Genomic DNA, 26,342 nt, shown 5'->3' on the forward strand with positions numbered 1-26,342 from the left:
TCTCAAAAAAACAGGACGCTACAGGATAGCATTCTGACTCACAAAAAATATTTTTACTCTCTCATTATATCTAGTTAAGAAAGAAATTAATTCATTAAACAACTAAATATAAACACCTTACCAACTATAACTGACCAACCACTTAAAAAATGAGAATACAAAAATCATATATCGTATTTTTCCTCTTCATAACTCTAATTTCTTTTAGTCAGAAAAATGAAAAATCTCCCTGGCCGCAATCTTCTAATATAAACCAGCCCTGGACAAGATGGTGGTGGATGGGAAGCGCAGTAGACAAACCTAATTTAAAGAGAAGCCTAATCGATTTTTATAAAGCAGGAATTGGGGGTGTTGAAATTACTCCGATTTACGGGGTTAAAGGAGAAGAAAAAAACTTCATCGATTATCTTTCTCCAAAATGGCTGGAAATGCTTGATTATACCATTCACGTTGCAGACAGTCTTCATATGCAGGTCGATATGGTATTGGGTACAGGATGGCCATACGGTGGCTCTCATGTTACGCCTGAATATGCCGCTACCAAACTTATTGTCGAGAAATATCCTCTTAAAAAGAACGAAACAATCGACAGGATAATTAAACTGGAAAACAGCAAAGAAAAAAATCCCGCTTCACTTTTGTATGTTGTAGCTTATGGAAGTGACGGATCTTATATCAATCTCACAGATCAGCTTGCGGGAAGCAAATCGAAATCAAAAGACAAAGGTTTTGACGGAAGTGCTGTTTCGCTTCCAAATCCAGAACCTAACAAACTAAAATGGACTGCAAAAAAAACCGATTATACGTTATATGCCGTTTTTACAGGTAAAACAGGACAGCAGGTAAAAAGAGCTGCGCCGGGAGGAGCTGGTTTTACATTAGACCATTATTCTGAAGAAGCATTAAACGCTTATACTGTTCCGTTTAACAATGCTTTCAAAGGACGTGAAGGAAAAATCAGAGCTATATTTAATGACAGTTATGAAGTTTATGGAACGGATTTTACTCCTACATTTTTTGACGAATTCTTAAAACTTAGAGGTTATGATCTTAAAAAACAACTGCCTTTATTGCTCAATGAAACTGACGATGAAATAAGCAACAGAATACGAAGCGATTACCGACAGACTATTGGTGATTTATTACTGAATAAATTTGACAAACCCTGGACGAAATGGGCCAATTCTAAAAACTTTAAAACCAAACTGCAGGCCCATGGTTCTCCCGGAAATTTAATTGATTTGTACGCTTCCGCTGATATTCCGGAATGCGAAACTTTTGGTTCGATGCCTTTTGATATTCCAGGCTTTAGACGCGAAAAAGAAGATATTCGTCCCGGTGATGCAGATCCTGTTATGCTGAAATTTTCTTCATCGGCGGCGCATATTTCAGGAAAAAATCTCGTTTCTTCTGAAACTTTTACCTGGCTTCGCGAACATTTTAAAGCGGCATTGTCACAATGTAAACCAGAAGCTGAAGATTTGATGCTGAACGGAATCAATCATATTTTCCTGCACGGTTCTACTTATTCACCAGACAGAGCTGCTTGGCCGGGGTGGCAGTTTTATGCTTCAGTAAATTTTAATGCCAATAACAGCATTTGGGAAGATGCTCCTGCCCTATTTTCTTATATCGCTAACTGTCAATCATTACTGCAGCTAGGGAAATCAGACAATGAAATCTTATTGTATTTCCCAATTTTTGATACTTGGAACGAATACAAAAAAGGCACTTTGTTTTTTGAATTTAAAATTCATTCTCTTTCCGAATGGCTGCATGGAACCTCATTTTATGATATGACCAACAAGCTGATGAAAAAAGGATATGGTGTTGATTTTATTTCAGATAATTTCATAGCTGATGCCAAAGTCATTGATGGTAAAATAGTGCTACCAGGAGGAACTTTTAAATCTTTAATTATTCCTTCTTGCAAAAAAATGCCTTTGGCAACGCTTCAAAAATTAATTGAACTGAAAAAAGCTGGAGCTGCAATTATTTTTGAAAATCTGCCAGAATCTGTTCCCGGTTTTTATGATTATAAAAAACAGGAAGAAAAACTGCAGTCTCTTTTAGCTGAAAACAAAGAGGTAAAACCTGTCTCTGATATTTTTACAGCATTAGAAAATGTACAGATTTACCCTGAAACACTTGTAAATACAGGTTTAAAATATACCCGAAGAACAATCGACGGAGAAAAAATATACTATTTAGTCAATCATACCACCAAAACAATTGATGATTTTATTCCATTGCAGATCAGCAATAAAGAAGTTATTATTCTTGATCCTTTAAATAGGGAATTTGGCAATGCCATCGTCAAAAAAACAGGTGATAAAACATTTGTCAAAATCAGAATAGAACCGGGCAAATCTTATTTTCTAAAAACAGAAAACACGGCGTCACAAAAAAAATGGAGTTATTTTGAACCTACTGCCGAAGCTGTTCCTCTAAATGGAAAATGGAAAATTACTTTTGATAAAGGAGGCCCTAAACTGCCAAGCCCAGCCACAATTTCAAATTTGGAATCATGGACAAAATTAAGTCCTGAAGCCGAAGCCTTTTCAGGCTCTGCAACCTATACTTTGGAATTTGACAATCCGAATGTCAAAACAGAATCTTGGAATCTAAATCTGGGAGATGTCCGAGAAAGCGCAAAAGTATGGCTAAATGACCAGTATATTGGCACAGCTTGGTCTGTTCCATATCAGTTAAATATTGGGAAACTAAAATCAGGCAAAAACATTCTTAAGATTCAGGTAACGAATCTTTCTGCCAACAGAATTCGTGACAAAGAATTAAAAGGAGAAGAATGGAAGATTTTTTATGAAATCAATATGGTCGATAAAGATTATAAAAAATTCGACGCTACAAAATGGAGCCCGATGCCTTCCGGATTATTAGGCCCTGTAACCATTACTCCTTTAACCTCTAAACTAACTATTAAATAACGATATCTAAAATGAAGAAATTACTTTTAATATTCGCTATAGGCGCTTTTTATAATGCCACCGCACAGCAGTTTGACAAAAAAATAGTACTCAAACAAATGATTTTGGCCAATGATTATTTTATGCAGAAATGGCCTGAAACAGGAAAAACAATTATTACGAATAAAGAGCGCCCAAGTAATATTTGGACAAGGGGAGTTTATTATGAAGGATTAATGGCACTGCATGAAATTTTTCCGAAAGAGGCGTATTATGATTATGCCATGTCATGGTCTGAGTTCCACAAATGGGGATTCAACGGTGGCAACACTACCCGAAATGCAGATAATTACTGTGCAGCCCAAACCTATATTGATTTGTACAATCTGGAACCGGATTCTAAAAAATTAAAAAATACAAAAGCCAATCTGAATATGCTTTTAAACACGCCTCAGCTTGATGACTGGTCGTGGATTGACGCTATTCAGATGGGAATGCCTGTTTTTGCGAAAATGGGGGTTTTGGAAAAAGACAATCGTTATTTCGAAAAAATGTATCAAATGTATATGTATTCGAGAAATAAACACGGCGACCACGGACTTTTTAATCCAAAAGACGGTTTATGGTGGCGTGATGCCGATTTTGACCCTCCGTACAAAGAACCAAACGGAGAAGACTGTTACTGGAGCCGCGGTAATGGCTGGGTAATTGCGGCTTTAGCAAAAGTATTGACCATTATTCCTGAAAATGCACCTCATAGAGATCAATATGTAAAAGATTTGAAAGCAATGGCTGCTGCACTTGTTCCAATTCAAAGACCTGACGGTTTTTGGAATGTGAGTCTGCACGACCCAACTAATTTTGGAGGAAAAGAAGCTTCTGGAACTGCATTATTTGTTTACGGAATGGCTTACGGCGTAAACAACGGTATTTTGAAAAAAGAAACATATCTTCCTGTAATTGAAAAAGCCTGGAATGCCCTTACAAAAGAAAGTCTTCACGAAAACGGATTTTTAGGATTTTTACAGTCAACTGGAAAAGAGCCTAAAGACGGACAGCCATTATCTTATGAGAAAATTCCTGATTTCGAAGATTACGGATTAGGCTGTTTTTTACTGGCTGGTTCAGAAATTTATAAAATGAAATGATGAAGAAGACTCTCTTATATACTGCGTTAATTCTATTTACTACCGCTTTATTTTCTCAGGAATTTAAGAGAGAAAAATACAATTTCAATTCTGATTGGAAACTGAAAGCAGGTGATTCTAAAAATGCGGAATCGCCTGCTTTTAATGATAATTCTTGGGAAAATGTCACGCTCCCTCATGCTTACAATCAGGCAGAAGCTTTTGAAAAAGATATTGAACATCTTACTACAGGAATTGTCTGGTATCGCAAAAAATTCAAACTACCAAAAGGCATTAAAAACAACAAAGTTTTTATAGAATTTGAAGGAATTCGTCAGGCAGGCTTCATCTATGTAAACGGACAAAAAATTGGACTTCATGAAAATGGCGTAATGGCTTTTGGATTTGATATTTCAAAACTGCTTAAACCTTATCCGCAGGAAAACTGTATCGCACTCCGAATTGATAACGACTGGAAGTACAAAGAACAAGCTACTGGAATACCTTATCAATGGAATAACATTAATTTTAATGCAAACTACGGCGGTATTCCGAAAAATGTATTTCTTCACATTACTGGAAAACTATATCAGACATTACCGCTTTATTCTAATCTAAAAACAACCGGAGTATATATATATCCTTCTCAAATAAATATAGAATCCGAAAATGCGGTTATCAATGTTGAATCCCAAATTAAAAATGAATTTGATACTCCTAAAACGGCAACATTTGAAGTTGTGATAGAAGATTTGGAAGGAAATCAAAAAGCTGTCTTTTCAGGAGACAAAACTATTGTGCAACCTAATGAAACCAAAATTGTCAAAGCACATCAATTAGTTGAAAAACTGAATTTCTGGAGCTGGGGATATGGGTATTTATACAATATAAAAACAATTTTAAAAATTGATGGAAAAACGGCTGATGAAGTGATAACCCGAACAGGTTTCAGAAAAACTGATTTTAAAGAAGGACAATTTTGGCTCAACGATCGTGTATTGCAGTTAAAAGGTTATGCACAAAGAACCAGCAACGAATGGCCTGCCATTGGTATGTCGGTTTCGGCATGGCTCAGTGATTTCAGCAATAGAATGATTGTGGAAGGAAATGGAAATCTGGTGCGCTGGATGCATGTCACACCTTGGAAACAAGATATAGAATCCTGTGACAGGGTCGGACTTCTGCAAGCAATGCCAGCAGGCGATGCCGAAAAAGATGCTCAGGGCGATATTTGGAAACAACGAGTTAATTTGATGCGGGATGCTATTATTTACAATCGAAATAATCCGAGTATTATTTTTTATGAAAGTGGCAATGAATCCATCAGCGAAGCGCATATGCACGAAATGAAAAGCCTTCGCAATACCTATGATCCTTTTGGAGGACGCGCTATTGGTTCTCGTGAAATGCTAGATAGCCGTGAAGCGGAATATGGCGGCGAAATGCTTTACATTAACAAAAGCGCTGGAAAACCGCTTTGGGCAACCGAATATTCAAGGGATGAAGGACTTCGTAAATATTGGGATGAGTTTTCTCCTCCCTATCATAAAGAAGGCGATGGCCCCTTATACCGTGGTAATCCTGCTGAAGCTTACAATCATAATCAGGATAGACATGCTATTGAAAATATTGTACGATGGTACGATTATTATCGAGAAAGACCGGGAACTGGTAAAAGAGTCAGTTCTGGTGGGGTCAATATTATTTTTTCGGATTCCAATACGCATCATCGCGGTGAAGTAAATTACAGAACCAGTGGCGAAGTCGATGCCATGCGGATTCCGAAAGACGGTTTCTGGACACATCAAGTAATGTGGGATGGCTGGGTGGATATTGAAAAACACCGTACACATATTATGGGGCACTGGAATTATTCTGATTCCGTAACCAAAACTATTTATGTGGTTTCAACAGCTTCTAAAGTTGAGCTATTTTTAAATGATTCTTCACTAGGTTTTGGAAATAGAAGCAGTGAATTCTTATTTACTTTTGAAAATATAAAATGGAAATCAGGAACCTTAAAAGCGATTGGTTATGATGAAAACGGAACAATTCTGAGTGAGGATTCTAAAAGCACTTCTGGCGAACCTTATGCCATTAAATTAAAACTAAACACCAATCCCAATGGCTTAACTGCCGACGGTGCTGACACAGCATTGATTGATGTTGAAACAGTTGATAAAGAAGGAAATCGTTGTCCAATTAGCAACAATATGATTTCTTTTACTTTGGAAGGCCCTGCAGAATGGCTTGGAGGTATTGCGCTTGGCCCTAAAAACTATATACTTTCTAAAAAAATTCCAGTTGAAAACGGCATCAACAGAGTTATGATTCAGTCGATGATACAATCAGGTAAAATTAAGATTAAAGCCGTTTCTGAAGGATTACAACCTGCTGAATTAGTTTTTGAAAGCAAACCAATAGAAATTTCAAATGGACTTTCAAAACAGCTTCCAGGAACTGGTCTTCCATCTTACTTAGAACGTGGTCCAACTCCCAAAACATCCTCTTATACCATAAAAAGAAAAAACGTTGAAATCTTAAATGCTGTCTCTCCTTCAAACAATAATGACACTTACAAAAGTTATGATGATAATGAGCTGACGGAATGGAGAAACGACGGAAACATCAATACTGGAACTATAACATATACGCTGGCAAAACCATCAATCGTGAACGAAATTGTCGTAAAACTTACCGGCTGGAGATCTAAAATTTACCCAATCAGGATTTTGGCAGACGGACAGGAAGTTTTTAAAGGAAACACAACTCAGAGTCTGGGTTATATTACAATTCCATTAAAACCTGTCTTGGCTGAAAAAATTACAATTGAATTGATTGGCATTAATACCGAAAAAGATAATTTTTCGAAGATTACGGAAGTAGATCCAACAAAAGAACTTGACTTATTTAAAGATAAAACATCCGTTGATGCGTCGGGACAGTTACGCATTGTAGAAATAGAATTTTATGAAAAAATCGATTAACATCCAAAAACTAAAAGCAACCACATTTTTAGCTTCTTTATTGATCAGTTTTGCTGCTTCGGCACAAAAGAAAGAAATACCATTATGGGATAAAATTCCTGATGAAATTCAGTCAAAAGACTACGTAGAAAAAGTAGATTACAATAAAGACGGAATTGCAGAAGGTGTCAGAAAAGTAACTGTACCAACTTTAACAGCTTATTTTGCCGATCCTGAAAAATCAAACGGAAGTGCTGTCATTATTTGCCCTGGAGGAGCTTACGGAATGCTTGCCATTAATAAGGAAGGTTTTAAAGTTGCGGAATGGCTTAACAATATCGGCATTCATGCTTTTGTGCTCAAATACCGTCTGCCAAACGATTTGATAATGAAAAATAAAACCGTCGCTCCATTGCAGGATGCACAGGAAGCACTGCGTATGGTGAGACGCAATGCTATGAAATGGAAAATTAATCCGAACAAAATTGGCATAATGGGATTTTCTGCCGGAGGACATTTGGCTTCTACTTTAAGCACTCATTATAACGACAAAGTATATATTCCGTCTGATACAACCAGTGCAAAACCTAATTTTTCTATTTTGATTTATCCTGTTATTTCAACTCAGGAAGGTATTACGCATCAGGGATCAAAAGACAATTTGCTTGGAAAAAATCCAGAATCTTCCTTAGTTGATTTTTATTCTAATGAAAAACAGGTAAATGCTGCAACCCCAAAAGCTTTTCTGGTTCATGCAACAGATGATAAGGCAGTTCCTGTAGAAAACAGTATCAATTATTATTTGGCTTTAAAAAAGGAAAAAGTTTCAGCTGAAATGCATTTGTATGAAAACGGCGGTCATGGTTTTGGTTTAGGCGTAAAAGGAACCAATACTTTCTGGCCAAAAACTTGCGAAAAATGGCTTACTGCAAATAATTATACTCTTAAGTCCGATGCTTATGTATTTACTTATTTTAAAGGGAACGGCGAAGACGGACTACATCTGGCATACAGCGAAGACGGTTATAAATGGAATAGTCTTAAAAATGACACTTCCTTCTTAACTCCTGAAGTCGGAAAAGATAAATTAATGCGTGATCCCTGCGTAATCAAAGGTGGAGACGGATTATACCACATGGTCTGGACGGTAAGCTGGACAGACAAAGGTATTGGATACGCTTCGTCCAAAGATTTAATTCATTGGTCGAAACAAGAGTTTATTCCGGTTATGATGCATGAAGAAAAAACCAGAAATACTTGGGCTCCAGAAATCACTTATGACGAAAAAAGCAAAGACTATATGATTTACTGGGCCTCTACTATTGATGGAAAATTTCCTGAGACAAAATCGGAAGAAGAGAAAGGTTACAATCATCGAATTTATTATACCATAACCAGAGATTTTAAAAAATTCAGCAAAACTAAACTGCTTTATGATCCAGGCTTTAATGTAATTGATGCTACTATTGTAAAACAAGATAAACAATATGTAATGTTTTTAAAAGATGAAACCCGAAATCCGGTACAGAAGAATCTTAAAGTTGCTTACAGTAAAAATCTGACCGGATCTTACAGTAAAGCAAGCGAGCCGATTACAGGAAACTACTGGGCAGAAGGGCCGACTGCTGTAAAAATCGACAACAGCTGGATTGTCTATTTCGATAAATATAGGGACAAGAAATACGGAGCGGTTAAAGAAACTGCTAAAGGCTGGGAAGATATTTCGGAGCAGATCAGTTTTCCAATTGGAACACGTCACGGTAGTGTAATAAAGGTTTCTGCAACAGAATTAAATACTTTGAAAAAGGAATCAGGCAGTAACTAACCAATTAATGCTCTATAATTAAAACCATACCAATCATGATACCACCAACAGAACATTCAGAAATAAAAATAGATTCCAATTCCAGTGTTCCTAAATATATTCAGGTTGCAAACAACCTGGCTGAAGAAATTTTATCTGGAAAAATAGAAAAAGGACGTAGACTACCGTCTATTAATGAACTGAGCAAGGCTAAATCTATTTCACGTGATACTGCCGAAAAAGCTTATAAGGAATTAAGAGACCGAAATCTGGCTTTTTCTGTAATGGGCGTTGGTAATTTTGTTGTTATGGATGATGAAAAATCCAATAACATTCTGTTTTTAATCAACAAACCCTGTACCTACAAGATGGAAGTTTATAATTCCTTTGTAACCACTATGGGAAGTGATGTTCATGTTGATATGCATCTTTATTATAATGACGAAAAGTTATTTATTGAAGTCATGAAAAAAAACCTTCATAATTACAACTATTTTGTAATTATGCCTCATTTTCGAAACGCAGTAGAAGGTCACGTGAATTATACTCCGAATGTGATCAGTTTTATTGAAAATATTCCGAAAGAGAAACTGGTGATATTAGACAATTCCTGTGAAGAGATTACCGGTGATTTTACAGCAGTTTATCAGGATTTTAAAACAGATATATTTAATGCCCTGAAGGAAGGAATTAAAAAATTAAAAAAATATAAAAAAATAATTTTTGTCCATCCTGAAAAAGCAGCTTTCCCTTCTCCAGGAGCTCTCGTTGATGGCTTTGTAGAATTTTGCAATGCCTATAAATTTGAATACGAAATTACCGAAAAAATCTATGATGGATTAGAATTTAAAATCAAAGAGGCTTATATTACTATTGAAGATCATGACCTGGTAAACCTAATTCAGCAGATTAAAGAGAAAAAACTTAAAATTGGAAAAGATGTAGGTGTCATTTCATACAACGAAACTCCCTTAAAAGCACTTCTGGACATTACGGTAATGAGTACCGATTTTAAAGCGATGGGGCGAAAAGCAGGTGATCTAATCCTTAGTAAAAAACAGGAAATCTCAAAAAACCCATTTCGGTATATCGAGCGTTCTTCACTCTAGATACAAAAAAAATAGCTTTATAACAGTAATGGCAGCGCTACTCTTGGCATAGTCTGGATAATTTAATAAAAAATTATATATTAAATATCAGAAGAGAGAAAATACGCATGAATAAATCTTCCAATTCAAATAACTCCCCTCTCCAACCAACCTCCCTCACTTGTCATGATCACAATTAAAAATAATCAAAAAGAAAAAGAAAAAACAACTAACTAACTAACTAACTAACTAACTAACTAACTAACTAACTAACTAACTAACTAACTAAAACTAACTAACTAACTAACTAACTAACTAACTAACTAACTAACTAACTAACTAACTAACTAACTAACTAACTAACTAACTAACTAACTAACTAACTAACTAACTAACTAACTAACTAACTAACTAACTAACTAACTAACTAACTAACTAACTAACTAACTAACTAACTAACTAACTAACTAACTAACTAACTAACTAACTAACTAACTAACTAACTAACTAACTAACTAACTAACTAACTAAACTAACTAACTAACTAACTAACTAACTAACTAACTAACTAACTAACTAACTAACTAACTAACTAACTAACTAACTAACTAACTAACTAACTAACTAACTAACTAACACCCTTAAATAAACCTATCTCTCTAACCAACTTCCTTCTCACCTGTCAGTATTAAAAATGAAAGCAGTCCCCAAAAAAAATATGCATCTACCATTGTAAAAATTTCATTTTATTAGCATTACCTAATTTGAAACACTAAGTATGGCAAAAGTGTTTTAGGTCTTGTCAAAAGACAAAAAAGGAAAGAGACGACCTACTGGCCGTCTCTCTTTTTATAAAATTAAATATTCTTTTTCAGTCAGTTAAGTGGTTAAACTATAAATACATCTAATCTGTAACATTACCCTCATGCTTTTTATTTTTTCCATAAAATACATTATATAAACGCAGAATTATTATTACTCAATCTAAAGCTGAACATTCACTTATTTCTCCACTACGAAATAATAAAAAGGCCTCTTAATACGAATATTAAGAGGCCTTAACAGAGACTAAATCTACTTACAAAAATAGACTCACCATAAAAGAAAGCAAACTAATCACCATGAATCTTAGCATATATTTACCGTTTTTCGGTTTATATACTAGTAAAATTTTCTCATACCTTTTATTAAACAACAGTATAAAATAATTAATAATAAGTGGTGGCAGAAAATATAATAGTAATGCTTCAATATTAATTTCAAATCTTTTTAGCACATAATTTTCCGAATATATTGAGTAATTTAAACCCTCCGGTAGTATTTTTTTCAAAGTGATAATTATTGCCATAAATAATACACTTAAAAAGGCACTTAAAAACATCATCGTTTGAAATTTCCATTTACCATTATTTGACTCCTTAGATTTAGTGATCACATCAACACAAAGTTGATCATAAATTTTTATCATTTTATTTTATTTTTCACAAGTATATAAATCTTAGGCAAATGATCCAATTCTATAAACAGCTACTCTTGTCGCCAAAACAGTCCAGCAGGCTGGATTGCTTACCAGTCCAAAAGTAACAATTGTAACGCGCACCTCCCCCTTTATTTAATAATAAGGCCTCACTTTTTTGAAAAGGTTTCCAGGAAGTAATATCTTTTAGCAATTTAGTGGCTAGAGATAATTGATAATAAGAATTAAAATTTTATTTATAATATTCCACTTTACATGTTGCAAAGTAAAACCAAACTCTTTACTTGACACAACCTCCTAAAAGAGAAATTAATTTAAACAGATATTATTGAATAATAATGAAAAAAGACAGTTAAAAACTGTCTTTTTTTCTAAACTTAATAGGCAAAACATAATTCTGTTTTTACTATTTCCTCATTTGTTATCACTTTCTTGTAACCATATTTACTACATCGTGTTCAAAAAAATCACTTAAAAAATAGAAAACGTTATTTCCTTCTTTTAATAAGCAGCATTTGCAATCATTCAAATACTCTTTATCTTTTAAAGGAAATATATCATTCAAAATTGTAATATCTGATAAAAGCATTCTTTTTTTCTCTGATTTAAACAATACAAATTTGAATATACGCACCTCAAATGTTTTCAAAGTCAAAGCATTATGATCGATTTCTATAGCTTGAACAGTTCTATTGATTACTTTCCCTTTTCGGCATAATCCTAAAAAAGTTACGGTGTTTATTACAATTATACCAGCTTCAAACAACCAAAACTTTTTATGCTCAAAATTATCCGCCGCCACAATTGCGAAACTGCATGGGAGAATCACAAAGAGAAAAGTAGAAAAAAGATTAGCCAAAATTAATTTCTGTATTTTTTTTACAAAAGCAGCAAGCTTGTAATTGGCCCTATATGTCATTTTCAATATTTTTTTAGCTTTTTAATACATCATTTACTACAGCATCATCAAACTCTTTGTATAAAAGATAAAATTCCGTCTCCCCTGATCTTAAAATATAACATTCAACAATACCCGGTTTTTTATTTTCTCTCATTGGGAATTCATTCAGTGCGATTTGAAGCTTCTTACGATCAATCCTTAAGTTTTTTCCTTTGAGCAGAAACAACCTAAATATCCTAAAATCATAGGTTTTAATAAGTATTTCTGAATCATTTCTTTCGATTTCTTTTATTGTCCTGTTGAATATTGATGCAAATCTGATATAGGAAGACATAAATAATATAGTAATTACCACAACGCCCAACAAACCCAATATCGCATTATTGCTTAAACCATCCTTATCCCCTCTAGAAATTCCAAAACCGATAAAAAGCATAAGGAATATACCATAAACATTAATTTTTAAAAGTCTTTTTCTGTAATATAAAACCCAGGAATCAAGAGTCCTGTTTGCACTGTAAACCATTATTTATTTTTATTTTTCTTATATTCTTCACTCATGTTTCTGTAATCGATAATCGTATACCAATTTGTACCTATTGCTGAATAACTCCAAAATCCAGGTCTTAAATAAAAAGCATCTACATACGCACCTCCATTTCCTAAGGTTACAAAGAATACTCCCAAATCATTTGCAACCTGATAATACAACTGCATTTTTCCAACTTCTGTAGGTTTAGCACCATTCATTCCATCAACTAATTTACCAAGCAGTGCACCGGAATTGGAAGGAAAAGCATCCGCAATTGGTTCTTCATGTGAAAGATACATTCCTAGTCTTGCTGAATTAGCTGCTATTCTATACACTCCATCCACAACGAGTGCTGTACTAAAGCCAGCTGTGAAACCTTCAGCCGTCAAACCAGCAACAACCTCTACGCCTCCCCCCAATACACCAACACCTGCATTGACTACACCATACCAATTAGTCTTTTCAATGTAATCATCTACGCTCTCTTTTAAACCTGATTTGTCATCACTGTCATACCCCCAATCCGTGTTCCATTTTATTCCAAATACAAATCCGGCATTATTGGATGCGGCTCCCCAGTCGCCCGTCTGCTGATATTCACTATATGCTCCCGCAAAATGGGCTATACCAGATGCGATTAATGCTCCTCCGGCGTAAGATGCTACGCCACTCGTAACTAGGGTCAGAACAGCTCCGCCAACAATTTCTACAGCAGCCAGAATATCATTAAAGGTTATCTTAAATTTTTCCCCAGTAAAATCAGTATACATCAGGGGATTATTTAAAACATAACTGTAACGATTATGGTTTTGCGTATTATAGATATCCTGAATAAAATTATCAGGCTGCATAAAACGATGCAGTTTTGGGTCATACAATCTTGCATTCATATTAATCAATCCCACACTCTGCAAGTGCTCATGACCAGTATAACCGCGATCTAAAATGGTTAAACCCCCAAGATCAATTCCTGATCCATCCTTTACAGCTATTATGTTACCCCACGCATCAAACAGCCTTTTTTCCACTATAGTCCCTGACTGATCTGATACAGCAACTATCGAATTTTGGTAATCACGCAGCAAATATAAATATTTCGGTGTAGTCCCATCACTTTTTAACACTAATGGCGCACTGTAGGCATCTCCTCCAATATAGGTAACAAATTCTACAGCTCCAGATGCTTTATCCAGCTTAATTTCCATTGTGCCGTCTGCAGAATAATGTTTTTGATATTGCCTTAATGTTTTTTCATTCTGCAATCCACCATAAAACATTCCGCTTCGCATATTATTGTCATTATATATAAAGCTTATCCTGTCAACACCTGCTTCTTCAATTTCGATCGGAGTTTTAAAAGTATTATAACTTACAACCAATGAAGGTCTTCCTGAATAATACGTCAAGGCCTGCTGTGTCGGATCGATTGATGTGTTGCGATACGGCTGGTCTGAAGAATTGTAATTATAGGTTCCTAAATTATTCTGTGTAATTCTTCCAAGATCATCATAGGACTGCCCCTCCTGATTCCCCGAGGCATTTGTAAATTCAATTAAACGGTCAGCAGAATCGTATTTAAATGTCTCATTCCAGTTAAACAAGCTGTTTGTCCTGCTGTTCAAAACTCCTTTCTGCCCATCAAAAGCAGTATTCAAAGTCAGCAGATTATTGGTAGGCGTTGCTGCCTGATCAAATTTGAATTGAGATGCATAGCCATTAGAATCATAACTATTTGTGATAGCAACTGGTCCGTTTAGAGCTGTCAATATTTGCCCTTTTGCATTTAGCGTATTTGTCTGCCATAAGATGGCTCCAGTCTGTCCATCTAATATTTTCCAGCGCGTACCATTGCTATATTTATATTCAATTTTACTTGTACTTGATGCACCGGCCAAAGCAGTAGACGTTTCAGTCGCTATTCTTCCAAATCCATCATAAGTAAAGTTTTTTGTAAATTGAGCATAAGGTGTTGTCTCAACTGTTGTGATTATCCTTTTTAAACTATCATAAGTAAAATCATTTATGGTTGATGTACTGTTGGCCAGATCATCAAATTTACTTTTAACCAGTAATTTCGAATTGCCTTCATAAGTATAGTAAGTTTTGGAACTAGATGTGCCTGCATTCCCAGTTACAGTTTTATCCTTAATTCTTCCAATATCATCTATTGTAAAATCTGTAACTCCATTAGCATTGGTCTCTTTGGTTAATTCACCAAAATCATTATACTCATACCTGAAAATTCCGGCAGACGAATCCTTTAATTCCGTCTTTCGTCCCCAGCCATCCTGAAATATTTCAGAAACTGCTCCTGAAAATTCAGTCTTTCTCAGGTTCCCATTTGCAAAATAAGTATAATAGACTGATCCTCCGGGAGTATCTGTCACGGAAACAATTTTGCCCATTGCATTTTTTGTTACCTCTTTCGATTTTGAATTCTCTGTAATTGTCGATTTTGTAGTAAGCGGGGTATAATCACATTTTATCATCTTTCCGGTTGATGAAGTACTTTTTACAAACCTGCCATACTCATCGTATTCAGTTTCATTATATAAGGACGCACTACCGCTTAAATAAGGCTCACTAATTTTGTAATTTCTGTTATAAATGTCATATGCATAATCTACAGATGAAAAATTACCTGTCACGTCTTTAACCTTCACTTTTATTTTTCGTCCCAAATCATCGTAGGTTTCTTCCAGACTGCTCGAATCATCTCCTGTTTTTGTTATTATTATTTTTTCCGCACTGCGGCTGTAGGTATACGTATTGCTTTTACCCAGATAATTTGTATCGGTTAGTTTTTTAAACCAGCTGTCGTAAGTATAAGATGTACTTAAATTAAATTCATTTACTTCTGAATTTAATACCCCTGAGCTTAAATTATAATCATATGTCTTGAATAAACCGTTAACATCAGTACTTTTAATTATAAATCTTCCCGAAACATCATAAACGAAACTGTATTCTCTTGGCGTAAGATTTCCGGCTGTTATCGTTTTCTTTATTATATTACCAAAGTTGTCATAGTCATTCTTTTCTGTTACGAAACTTGTGGAAGCATCTCCCTTTTTTCTTATTTTCTCTAACAATCCGTAATTACCGGACTTATATTCATACTGCTCTTCAGAAGACATTACACTTCCTGTTACAGAAAGAGTCTCCGTCTTTCCAGAAGGCACGCCAACATAGTAAGGCAGAGCATTTTCTGTGTTATAAGATGTTGTAATAGATGCTGTCTGGGTGACAGCACCACCATCCTTGAGCACAGTGGTTACTGTCAAGGGTAAATTAAACTGATTATAACTTGTTGAAATCTCCTTGCTTGTACCGTCTAAACCGTTATATTCTGCTGATGATGTATTTTTTAATTTAAAAACCTTATTGCTCTGAAGCACGTCATTATTATACGTAAATACCGATCTGGAAACAAATGATGAAGGTGTAGAAGCTAGTGGAGACTGGTAATCAAGCACTGAAAAACTTTCAATCTCTGCTCCTCTTAAGGAGATATCTCGTTTAGAAACTGTTGAAATTACCCTTCCATTGTTAGAATGCCAATTTGTTCTTGTAGTCGACTTAAACCCAAGAAAACCCAGTCCATCGGATCTCGAAACAGCACCCGCATAACCAAAGAGTTGCTTTTTGTTGTCATTGGCATTGGCACTTTGTTGTTCTAATTTAGTTACAATCTTATAATTAGGAGCCGCAACAATATCTATATAAGGAAATGTTTCGGCAAAAGGTGTCGGAGTATAAAATGATTGGTCCGGAATCTCTTTTAACGGACTATAACTAATTATTTTCCTAACTCCATTACCGTTCTTAACTACACTTAGAGAATATTCCGCACTAAAATCAAATTTCGAGTCAAAAGCATAAATCTGACTGTCACTAATAAGCCCTATTGATGAATACTGGTTATTTGTCTTCGGAGAAAGAAATATCGCAAGCGGATAACTCTTTATCGCTGTTGATGCCGTAGTCTGATAAGTCGGCGTTGCTGAAGCCCTAAACTCAGACCCCAAATTCTTGTACACTGTAATTAGTGCACTTCCAGTTGAATTTGATTTAGTAAAAACGGATCTAAACTGAACTATATCCGTCTTTCCATCAGCATTTATATCTAACGGAATAAGATCACAGGTATTCACCGCCGTACTGTTATCCGTATATCCCATATTGGCAAACAAATAGGTCTGAGGGGATTTTACAAATGCAGTACCTGTTGAAAGAAATTTAAGATAATCATAAGATGTGGCGCCCGCACTCTTTGTGATTATAAAATCCATTTTGCCATCACCGTTATAATCACCGGGCAAAATTGTCTGAGCAGTTTTTATATCGGTATCGACAAACTGAAATAACAACTCAATCTGATTATTATTATTCAAAGAATAAACATAAACTTTTCCGTTCATGAAATGAAGAAGATCAGTTTTCCCGTCACCATTAACATCAAAAGTCTCCATTCTACTGTCAGAACTGTTATAATAGTACGGAAGAGTTCCCGCATCATTTACAAAATTGTCAGTTTTTCTTCTGTCCAGATCCACAAAATACATTTTACCTGTGCTGCTTGAAAAGGAATAACTTTCAGATTCCCCTGTACGCGGATCTACCTCACATGCCCATTCATTAATATCCTTGTCCAAAGCAATGACATCTGTGAGACCGTCACCATTAAAGTCTCCACTAAAGAAAAACTTCTCTTGTGCCCTGTTTAGATAATCATAGCAACTCTGCGCATCTCTTCGTGGAAAAACTGCTTTTTTAGTGTTTTCCAGTCCAAAACCATAAGTAGAATTAAAATAGGTATTAAAGTTTACTGCATTGGCATCTGATGCATCTAACTGTGCGACAGTCACTCCCTTATAATAATACATTTTACCATTTGGAAGCAAACCGGATGATGGAAAAATATTTTCAAAAGCACCGCAGGACACTTTTTCAGGATACGTAAATGAGCTACTTCCCACATCTTTAAAAAGCCAGAATTCCTTTTTCTGATTAGTTCCCGTTGTAGGATACAAAGCAAAATCAACATTGCCATCGCCATCAAAATCTCCGGAAATAGCAGCCGCATTCTTAGAATTGACAGATCCCAAGGGCGTATTGGAAACTGTTGGTTTTGGCTGTATAACTTCACCACTTATTGCATAATAAAAAGCTGTGGGAGGATAACTCTTAGTACTATCACCATTCTTTTCGGTGATGTAGGTCAACTGCTCGTAATTTAGAGAAGTAGTATTATAATCTATGACATAATTTTTGAATTTGACACCATTTCCGATCACATTAATGCTGGTTAATTTCTTAGTCCTGCTAAAACTTTGCCCGCCAACATACCCTTGTTCAGGTCTTATCCTTGTACCGTAATTAAATCTTATTTCATTTATCGGCGTTGCAGCTGATAGGCTTCCGTATGTTACGGATGAAATATCCAGTATATTGTTTGTCTGCGAATAATTATAGTTAATTCGCACTCCCTGCGCATTCTCCCAGTATGTTATCGACCATTCCGTAATTGAACGGGAATCAGTGGAATTGCCGTAAAAAGCTTTGGAACCGTCAGGATACTCAACTTTGAAATAAGCCGGTCCATAATTTGCCCCATTAGGATGTACTCCCAAGGAAGTAATTTTTATGTTTGAAAAATTTTCAGTTTCATAAATAGTCTGATCAGCTCCATAGTTTCCTGATGTGCCATTTTTAATAATTAATCGATTCCCGTCAAGAGAAAAACGATCCAGATTATCAAAGTCAACAGGATCTATAACCCCATCATGAAATTTCGTCGATGCAATTCTCTGAATTGTCGAAATCCCTCCAATATTCCAGCCATAATAACCTGCATTTCCATTTCCGGACTGGCTATTATACATCAAACTTATTTGGGGCACAACTCCGTTTATTCCCGGAGGACAACTTACGGGCATTGTATAATTTGCAGCTCCGGACAAAGTAACGGATAACTCCCCTGGTGTCGAACCTACTTCTGAATTTTGGGCTGAAATAGTAAAATTAAGTCCAAGTAATAAAAAAAATGTAATGTAAAATTGTTTCATATTTCCTACTGCTTAATAATTTTAATTGATTTTTCATCCCCATTTTTATACTTTAAAGCAATAAGATATACTCCCTGGGAATACTCCGCAAAAGAGACATTTAAAGTGTTTAGGTTTTCCAGATTGTTATAAGATCTAAGTAATTGTCCGCTAACTGAATAAATAAGTGCTGAAGAAAGCATATTCAAATCTACTGATTCCCATTTCAGATAAAGCTCTTCCTTAACGGGGTTGGGATAGTATGAGATATTATCTCCAGGGAAAAACTGCTGGAGATCTTCATCTACAACTGCTTCAATTTCCTTAATCTCTCTTGCTGGTTTCGAACTGCATCCGGTAAGGCATAAAGTCCGTATAGTTTGATTTCCTGCCAAATCATAAGTGAAGGTAATTTTTTGCTGCGAGTAAGTTACCGCATAGACAGCAAAAAACGTCAAAGTAATAAGACGTTTCATAAAAAATAAATAATTTAAAAAAATAAACACTTGTTAAAAAAAATGCAAAAGAATAAATTTAATATTACAAATCAAGTAACTCAATGTTAAATTTTAAAAAAAAAAAAATCGACCAAATGCTTAATTGTATCGATTAAAAACAAAAAATAGAACACTAAGAAATAAAAAACTTACTTTTTAGTGTTTAACAATTAAGGAAATTCAAGCTCTAAATTTTTATTTATTCCTACATTGGAGTTGCCACAAAAAGTTAAGACAAATAATAATGTTTTTCTCAGATAGCAACGCCCCCTGTATTTGAAGAGTGTTTCGACGTTTTAGGCGGAGCCGATAATAAATTTACTATAACAAAAAATCTTTTTTATTACCTTTGACCTTATGCGGACCAGCAGGTTTAAAAGTTGACCTGTTAGTTGCCCCATACAAATGAAAAGCTGAAATACCCAGTATTTACGGGGGTTTATTATACCAAGCGGGAACCTCTTTCTTCACCCCACTATTTCAAAAATACTTTTCAAATCCCCATCTCTTTCCAACCAACCTCCCCTTCACCGGCCAAAATCAAAATAAAAAAATCTGAAAAATCAAGAACAATCTAAACAAAGAGAAGAAAACACATAACTAACCAAAACATTTCATCATAACAAAAAGTATCCGGCAAATAGAAAATCACTTTAAGCCTCTGTTAAATAAAAAACCTATTTTTGAAAAAAGGAAAGTCTATATATTTGTCAAACATTCTGACTCAATTGAGTCTTCAAAAAGTCTGCTTTTTCGCAGTAAGCGGCACCTGGAAAAAATTTATCTTTTGATCCTTCGGAATATTTAATAACACTATACAGATATTGAATTGCTTTATTTTTATCGGATTGATAGTAGAATAATGGAGTTTGATAATTAGCCTTAGCTTTTCTATTATCAATGTTTTCTCTTATGGCTTCTGTCCTATAAGCCTTTGTACAAAAGATTTGTTTTCTTGGGTTATGCACACCATCAAAATACAAATCGTGTAATTGATCCTTAGACAGTGTTGGCTGATCTTTTTTGGGAGAGTGAGCAACTACGAAAACAGGAAGTAGTACAGAATATACGATTTTGATAAATTTATACAGAATCATTATTGAGCTGTCTCACAAAAACAAGGCATCTCTAAAGAATTATATTAATAAACAGTTTGTTTTTGAATCGATCACAAATCATTAACCATCAATACTTTACATATTAATTTTACAAAATTCCTGAATTACGTACCGATATTCCCGAATTTCGACATACAAGATTTGCTGGTGCTTTCGTGTTTGTCTAGTTTTGGTTTCAGAAAAATGAGATAATTTTTACAGAAGACGTCACTGCTAGAAACAAATCACAATCTATTGTAATTGGCCAATTACAAGAAGTATTTTCAAATGGAATTTTTCTTTTTATAATGTATTTGTGATAAAAGTTATTACATAATCATTAACTATTAAAAAAGGAGCAGTCCATTTTGCTGTAAATGAAATTTATCACAACGATAGAAAATAAAAAAAATATCGTTTAAACTGCCATTATCAGCTATGTAAGAAAAAAAAATTATTAACCACCCAGTATTAATGTAATATGAACAAAATAATTAAGTCATTCGTTAGTTTCTTTATTGCACTTTTTCTTTTCTCGTGCAGTAACGATGAGTTAGAAAAAAATCAGGAAAATGCAAAAGTTACTAACACTAATTTAGAATTAGCGAAATTTTCAAATCTTAACATTGCCCAAAATGTTGAAGCGGATTTTCAAAATGTCAACGAAATTAAAAAAGATAATTTTAAGATTTCAGAATTTTCAGCAAAAGAAAAAATTGTAAGTAGTTTTGAGTCTGACCTTCTACAGGGCCAATTGAAATATCAAGGTGTCACAATTGAAAATGAAGGCAGATCACAATCGTATTTTCTAGAAGTTTTTGCGCTTGAGGAAAGTGCCGTTTATCCTGGGACGATCACTGAGTTGAAGGACTTTTCAGGAGGACTGAATGTTTATTCTTTTAGTGGAGAAAATTTAGGCTCAGTTGTGGTTAGAAACGGAAAAGCGACAAATGTTTCAGGAAAAGATAAGTTGGATGTTTTGACAAAAGCAATAAATTTGTTTTATGCTCCGTCGAACAATACAAGCAAAATTCCTTTATGCGACAAGACCTATACACAGGTTGTAGAGTTGACTGAAGACCATTGGCGAATAGTTTACAATGGAACTAAAATTTTATCTGTTGCGTATGAAGGTCAGAAAGTGACAAGAAGCACTGCTATCCTGCCTTACCCTTGTGATGGTTCAGGAGATGTAGATGCTATAAAATTGCAACGAAAGGCGCACTATGAACGTTATAATGAAAATGGGCAATATCTTGGACCAACTTCTAATCTTGATGGATTTGAAGTAACTACCAAAGCCCAATACGATCTATTGGTAAGCAATACAAATCATAACGGAACTGATATGACACTTGACGTGTTCGAAAATAATACATCTCAAGCTTCTGTAAAATTGTATGTAGTACCTTGGGCTGGTGTTAAAGTGACAGTAAATGAAAAGAAAGTTGGAAATAATTATGTAGTAGAAAATGTAATAAGTACCACATTTGGTATGTCCCCTTCTTTTAACTGGGAACAAACAAATTATAGATTGACTACAAATGGTTCGACAACTACTATCTTCTTAGATGGTGTTTGGTCATATGTAGAAGGAACAGGAATCGTTTATCGAGAAGTGATCACTTACGGGGTATCTTTTAATAGTAGAACCGGAAAAATAATTGAAGGTGTAAGAACTTATTAAAAATTATACAAACTATGGAAGATATAACAATCAATGCTTTTATAGTCTCATTTTTAGTGTGGCAAATATTTAATCTAGCTACTTTGGCAGGAATAATTTATTTGTTGTATCGATTGTATAAAAAAATAAAAAAAAATTATTTATTAATAGATTCTAAACCTCGAATGACGTTCGAGGTTTTTCTTTTTTTTCAATTTAAGGTTGATTACTTCTGGAAGTATATTACAGATTAGTTTTTTTTATAATATAAACACTTAAGGGACTGATTAGCGAAAAGTCAGAGGCATTTGCTCAACACTAAGGAGAAGATTTTGCGTAGAAGGAGCTGAATCCCTTGGTTTTAATTTGTCCTCTCTAGAATAATTCAGTACAACGAATATAAAAGTTTCAACGATAGTTCTAAAAAACAAAAAAGCTCCAGATTTCTCTGAAGCTTTTATCGTTGTAGCGGCGACAGGACTCGAGCCGGCAACCACTAAAAGTTTTTTTCAACATTTTTTTATCTTATTAAACCCATGCTTGCCATTAAAACCAACATTCCTTTCTAACCGATGTCGCTCTCACTGGCCAAAAACAAAAAAACGAAATAATTAAAACAATCTAGAAAGGAAAGAAAAACATATTAAAACTAACTAAACTAGTAAATGTTCCTTTTCAATTTTCTGTACTGCCATTTCTAAACCTGTTCAAATATACTTTTGAACTGATATAATATTCTTTCTATCAATCGTAAATCCTCGGTTACAATCTCAACACTTCCTTTCATTTCCTGCTGAAAAACAATTTGTTTATCATAAGACGTTTTCAATCCGTTTGGCAGTGTAACATCAACCCGTAAATTACCCTCTTTATCCGGAACTAATGAAATGTTTTGGATCTCCCCTTTCAGTACCCCAAATTCGCGATCCGGATAATTGGCCAAACGAATATTGACACGCTGACCTACTTTTATTTTTCCCGAATTTAATGCCGGAGCTTTTACTTTTCCAATAAAACCATTTTTGGCATCCGGAATTATAGAAAAAACATTATCGCCAACATTGGTCGTCTGATTTTCATTCCAAACCTGAAGAAAAGTAACTACACCACTCACAGAGGATTTCAGAGTATAAGACAGCTCCCAATCTTTTATTACTTTTTTAAGCTGATAAAAAGACTGCGCCATACTTCGTCCTAAGTTTACTTCTTCCCTGGTGCTGTTTATCTGCGAATTCTGACTTGATTTTGTATTATCAATCAAAGATGATTTCAATTGTGAAATCGAAGACAAAAGGCTTCTGTAATTCTTTTGCGCTTGTAAGAATCCCAGCTTCTTTGCTTCCATTTCCTGAGCCGAAATAATCCCCTTATTGAACAAAACTTCAAAACGGGCTATTTCATTTTTTTGCAGCTCCAGTTCACTTTCATTGATTACCTTTTGCTGTTGCAAAATATCCAGTCTTTCTTTTATTTGAATTTTCTCTGAGCTTTGCGCCCTGCTTTCAACCTCAAACGGATGAAGGTTTTCATTAAGTTCCTGAGCCAGATAATCTTTCTGAAAAACAGCAAATGCACTTTCTATTTCCCCTAATTGCTTATTTTTTAATGATCCAAAAGGAAATGCTTTTCCCGAATTAATATCATAACTATCTACAATGCTTTTCAGTAAAAAAACATCTTTGTAATTGGCTGTATTTTCAATAATAGCCAGTGTACTGTTTTTGGAAACTAGCGTTTTATCCTTTACCAGAATAGCTTCAATCCTGCCGGAGGATTTTGATACAATTTTCTCAGGCGGAATATTGGTTGTAATGACAATTTCGGCATTTACAACGTCGGGATATTTAACAAACCAAGACACAAAAAACAACATGACAATTATAGCAAATATAAGAACCGTTCCCCATCGGATCATCCAATGCGGTACTTTGGTCAGAATGTCCTGAACTTCCTCGCTTCTTAATTCAAACGTATCTTTTTCTTCTGCCATGATTAATTCCCTAATTGCAACTGGTTTTTAACCAATTCAAAATAATTCCCTTTTTGTTCCACTAATGCTGAATGATTTCCTCTTTCGATAATTTTCCCTTTATCCAGAACCACAATCTGATCGGCATTCATTACTGTACTTAATCGATGTGCAATAACTACTACTGTTTTGTTTTCAAAAAAGATATCCAGCTTTCTCATAATTTCTTTTTCATTATTGGCATCCAAAGCAGAAGTGGCTTCATCAAAAAACAGAATTTCAGGATTTTTATACACTGCCCTAGCAATCAGCAAACGTTGTTTTTGTCCTGTACTCATTCCTAGTCCCTCGCCTCCAATTTTCGTATTAAATCCCAATGGTAATCCGCTGATATATTCTTTAATATTAGCAACATCCGCTGCATATAATAATCGTTCTTTATCCACTCTGTCAACACCAAAAGCAATATTATTGGCAATGGTATCGCTAAAAATAAAACCTTCCTGCATCACTGCCCCAATATTCGATCTCCAGGCTTTCTGAGAAATATTTTTAAGCTGCGTATTTCCAATTGTTACTTCTCCTTTTTCCGGTTCGTAAAACTTTAAAAGTAATTTCATCAGGGTTGTTTTTCCACTCCCGCTAACCCCTACAATGGCAGTTACTTTATTGGCCGGAATTACGAGACTTAAATTATCCAGCACAGGAATATCTGATCCCAGATAACGATAAGAAAGATTTTTGATCTCAATATCGGAATCAAAAGGTACTTCGTTCGTTTGATGTTCTTCCTTTTGCAGTTCATCTTCTTTTTGGTGAATTTCCGACAATCTTGCCAGTGAAATTTTTGCATCCTGCAATTCTCGTACAAATTCTATTAATTGGGTAATGGGCCCGTTTAAGCTTCCTACAATAGCGCTAATGGCAAGCATCATCCCTAAAGTTATAGAACCTTCGATCACCAATTTTGCAGAAAGCAGAATGATAAATATATTTTTTAATTCGTTAATTACCGAAGAACCTATTGTTTGCGTCTGTTCCAAAACCAATCCTTTTATAGAAACCCTGAAAAGTCTTGCCTGAACATATTCCCATCCCCATCGTTTTTGTTTTTCGGCATTATGAAGTTTTATCTCCTGCATTCCGTTAATAAGCTCCATTACTTTATTCTGCTCATTTGAAACTTCCGCAAAACGTTTGTAATCTAAAGCTTCTCTTCTTTTTAAAAATAATGTAATCCATCCAAAATAAAAAACACTGCCCACAAAGAACACCAAAAATATCTGCAGATTAAAATAGGCCAGAACAGCTCCCATCACAAACATATTTATAACAGAAAAAAGTACATTTAGAGAAGATGTGGTAAGGATTTTTTCTATACGACGATGGTCATTTATTCGCTGCATGATATCTCCTGTCATTCGGACATCAAAAAAAGAAATGGGCAGATTCATTAACTTAATAAAGAAATCTGAAATAAGCGAAATGTTTATTCGGGTAGATAAGTGAAGTAAAATCCAGCTTCTGATTAATTCCAGTCCAGTTCTTCCTGCAAAAATAAACAACATGGTAAAAAGAATTAAGTAAATGAAATGGATATTCTGATTCTGAATTCCAACATCTACAATACTCTGGGTTAAAAACGGAAAAATTAAATTGAGTAAACTACTTGCCAGAAGCCCAATTGCAAGTTGAATAAGAAACGATTTATACTGAAATAAGTACTTAAAAAGAAATCTAAACCCTAAACCTGAATTCTCTTCTTTATCAAAATCAGATTCAAAAAAATTCGGTGTAGCCTCTATTAACAATGCAATACCTTCTCTTGTGGTATCATGAGCATTATTGCCAATCCAAAACTTTACGAATTCTTCTTTGTTATATTCTAAAAGTCCAAAAGCAGGATCAGAAATATAATATTTACCTTTTTTTATTTTATAAAGTACAACATAATGATCTTTATTCCAGTGAAGAATACACGGTAGAGGAGCTTCTTCTATTCTTTGTACAGATAATTTTACTCCTAAAGTCCTAAAGCCAATCTTTTCGGCAGCGTCACTCAAAAAAAGCAAATTACTACCTTCACGAGTTGTTTCGCTAAAATCCCGCAACTCCTGAATATTGATTGTCTTACCGTAATATTTAGCTATAATTTTTAAACAGGTTGGGCCACAATCTTTGTGATCGGCTTGTCTGTAATGAGGGAACATTTTCAATTTAGATAAAACATTAAGAATAAATTAA

At 34.7% G+C, this 26,342-nt stretch carries 14 protein-coding genes; 6 read left to right on the forward strand and 8 right to left on the reverse strand.

Annotated elements, in window-relative coordinates:
* Positions 1–149: 149 nt before the first annotated feature.
* The 5 genes from HYN56_RS19710 to HYN56_RS19730 are packed head-to-tail and all read left to right on the forward strand — an operon-like array spanning position 150 to position 9,933.
* Positions 150–2,948, forward strand: a complete 2,799-nt coding sequence (locus HYN56_RS19710) for a glycosyl hydrolase (protein WP_109193747.1) — start codon at positions 150–152, stop codon at positions 2,946–2,948.
* Between the two features lie 11 nt (positions 2,949–2,959).
* Positions 2,960–4,075 (forward strand): glycoside hydrolase family 88/105 protein, encoded by a 1,116-nt coding sequence (locus tag HYN56_RS19715; protein WP_109193748.1) that lies wholly within the window; start codon positions 2,960–2,962, stop codon positions 4,073–4,075.
* Positions 4,072–7,041 (forward strand): glycoside hydrolase family 2 protein, encoded by a 2,970-nt coding sequence (locus HYN56_RS19720; protein WP_109193749.1) that lies wholly within the window; start codon positions 4,072–4,074, stop codon positions 7,039–7,041. The genes HYN56_RS19715 and HYN56_RS19720 overlap by 4 nt, the downstream gene beginning before the upstream one ends.
* Entirely contained in the window at positions 7,025–8,845 is a 1,821-nt protein-coding gene (locus tag HYN56_RS19725) for an alpha/beta hydrolase fold domain-containing protein (protein ID WP_109193750.1), read from the forward strand. Before HYN56_RS19720 ends, HYN56_RS19725 begins: the two co-directional genes overlap by 17 nt.
* Positions 8,846–8,880: 35 nt before the next feature.
* Complete coding sequence (locus HYN56_RS19730; protein WP_109193751.1) at positions 8,881–9,933, forward strand: GntR family transcriptional regulator; 1,053 nt, start codon at positions 8,881–8,883, stop codon at positions 9,931–9,933.
* Positions 9,934–10,990: 1,057 nt separating this feature from the next.
* On the opposite strand, the gene HYN56_RS19735 is transcribed toward HYN56_RS19730, so the two are convergent.
* The 6 genes from HYN56_RS19735 to HYN56_RS19760 form a co-directional block, all read right to left on the reverse strand.
* Complete coding sequence (locus HYN56_RS19735; protein ID WP_109193752.1) at positions 10,991–11,380, reverse strand: hypothetical protein; 390 nt, start codon at positions 11,378–11,380, stop codon at positions 10,991–10,993.
* A 433-nt stretch (positions 11,381–11,813) separates the two neighbouring features.
* Positions 11,814–12,308, reverse strand: a complete 495-nt coding sequence (locus HYN56_RS19740; RefSeq protein ID WP_109193753.1) for a hypothetical protein — start codon at positions 12,306–12,308, stop codon at positions 11,814–11,816.
* Between the two features lie 13 nt (positions 12,309–12,321).
* On the reverse strand, positions 12,322–12,816 hold the full coding sequence (locus HYN56_RS19745; protein WP_146194615.1) for a hypothetical protein: 495 nt from the start codon (positions 12,814–12,816) through the stop codon (positions 12,322–12,324).
* Positions 12,816–18,890: an FG-GAP-like repeat-containing protein gene (locus HYN56_RS19750; RefSeq protein ID WP_109193755.1), complete on the reverse strand. Its 6,075-nt coding sequence runs from the start codon at positions 18,888–18,890 to the stop codon at positions 12,816–12,818. The genes HYN56_RS19745 and HYN56_RS19750 overlap by 1 nt, the downstream gene beginning before the upstream one ends.
* Positions 18,891–18,895: 5 nt before the next feature.
* On the reverse strand, positions 18,896–19,345 hold the full coding sequence (locus HYN56_RS19755) for a T9SS type A sorting domain-containing protein (RefSeq protein WP_109193756.1): 450 nt from the start codon (positions 19,343–19,345) through the stop codon (positions 18,896–18,898).
* A 731-nt stretch (positions 19,346–20,076) separates the two neighbouring features.
* Entirely contained in the window at positions 20,077–20,463 is a 387-nt protein-coding gene (locus tag HYN56_RS19760; RefSeq protein WP_109193757.1) for a hypothetical protein, read from the reverse strand.
* A 481-nt stretch (positions 20,464–20,944) separates the two neighbouring features.
* Between HYN56_RS19760 and HYN56_RS19765 the strand changes: the two genes are divergently transcribed.
* The gene (locus tag HYN56_RS19765) at positions 20,945–22,150 is read left to right on the forward strand and encodes a hypothetical protein (RefSeq protein ID WP_109193758.1); all 1,206 of its coding nucleotides are present in this window, start codon (positions 20,945–20,947) and stop codon (positions 22,148–22,150) included.
* A gap of 676 nt (positions 22,151–22,826) precedes the next feature.
* Here HYN56_RS19765 and HYN56_RS19775 read toward each other — a convergent pair.
* Together HYN56_RS19775 and HYN56_RS19780 are read right to left on the reverse strand one after the other, a co-directional pair.
* Complete coding sequence (locus HYN56_RS19775; protein ID WP_109193760.1) at positions 22,827–24,119, reverse strand: HlyD family secretion protein; 1,293 nt, start codon at positions 24,117–24,119, stop codon at positions 22,827–22,829.
* Between the two features lie 2 nt (positions 24,120–24,121).
* Positions 24,122–26,314 carry a peptidase domain-containing ABC transporter gene (locus HYN56_RS19780; RefSeq protein ID WP_109193761.1) on the reverse strand — a complete coding sequence of 731 codons (2,193 nt, stop codon included), beginning with the start codon at positions 26,312–26,314 and terminating at the stop codon, positions 24,122–24,124.
* Positions 26,315–26,342: the final 28 nt, after the last annotated feature.

The organism is Flavobacterium crocinum, assembly GCF_003122385.1.
In the GTDB taxonomy this organism is placed as follows: domain Bacteria; phylum Bacteroidota; class Bacteroidia; order Flavobacteriales; family Flavobacteriaceae; genus Flavobacterium; species Flavobacterium crocinum.

Coding starts and splice junctions, on each gene's coding strand:
- HYN56_RS19710 (WP_109193747.1), top strand. CDS start 150: ATGAGAATACAAAAATCATATATCGTATTTTTCCTCTTCATAACTCTA.
- HYN56_RS19715 (WP_109193748.1), top strand. CDS start 2,960: ATGAAGAAATTACTTTTAATATTCGCTATAGGCGCTTTTTATAATGCC.
- HYN56_RS19720 (WP_109193749.1), top strand. CDS start 4,072: ATGATGAAGAAGACTCTCTTATATACTGCGTTAATTCTATTTACTACC.
- HYN56_RS19725 (WP_109193750.1), top strand. CDS start 7,025: ATGAAAAAATCGATTAACATCCAAAAACTAAAAGCAACCACATTTTTA.
- HYN56_RS19730 (WP_109193751.1), top strand. CDS start 8,881: ATGATACCACCAACAGAACATTCAGAAATAAAAATAGATTCCAATTCC.
- HYN56_RS19735 (WP_109193752.1), bottom strand. CDS start 11,380: ATGATAAAAATTTATGATCAACTTTGTGTTGATGTGATCACTAAATCT.
- HYN56_RS19740 (WP_109193753.1), bottom strand. CDS start 12,308: ATGACATATAGGGCCAATTACAAGCTTGCTGCTTTTGTAAAAAAAATA.
- HYN56_RS19745 (WP_146194615.1), bottom strand. CDS start 12,816: ATGGTTTACAGTGCAAACAGGACTCTTGATTCCTGGGTTTTATATTAC.
- HYN56_RS19750 (WP_109193755.1), bottom strand. CDS start 18,890: ATGAAACAATTTTACATTACATTTTTTTTATTACTTGGACTTAATTTT.
- HYN56_RS19755 (WP_109193756.1), bottom strand. CDS start 19,345: ATGAAACGTCTTATTACTTTGACGTTTTTTGCTGTCTATGCGGTAACT.
- HYN56_RS19760 (WP_109193757.1), bottom strand. CDS start 20,463: ATGATTCTGTATAAATTTATCAAAATCGTATATTCTGTACTACTTCCT.
- HYN56_RS19765 (WP_109193758.1), top strand. CDS start 20,945: ATGAACAAAATAATTAAGTCATTCGTTAGTTTCTTTATTGCACTTTTT.
- HYN56_RS19775 (WP_109193760.1), bottom strand. CDS start 24,119: ATGGCAGAAGAAAAAGATACGTTTGAATTAAGAAGCGAGGAAGTTCAG.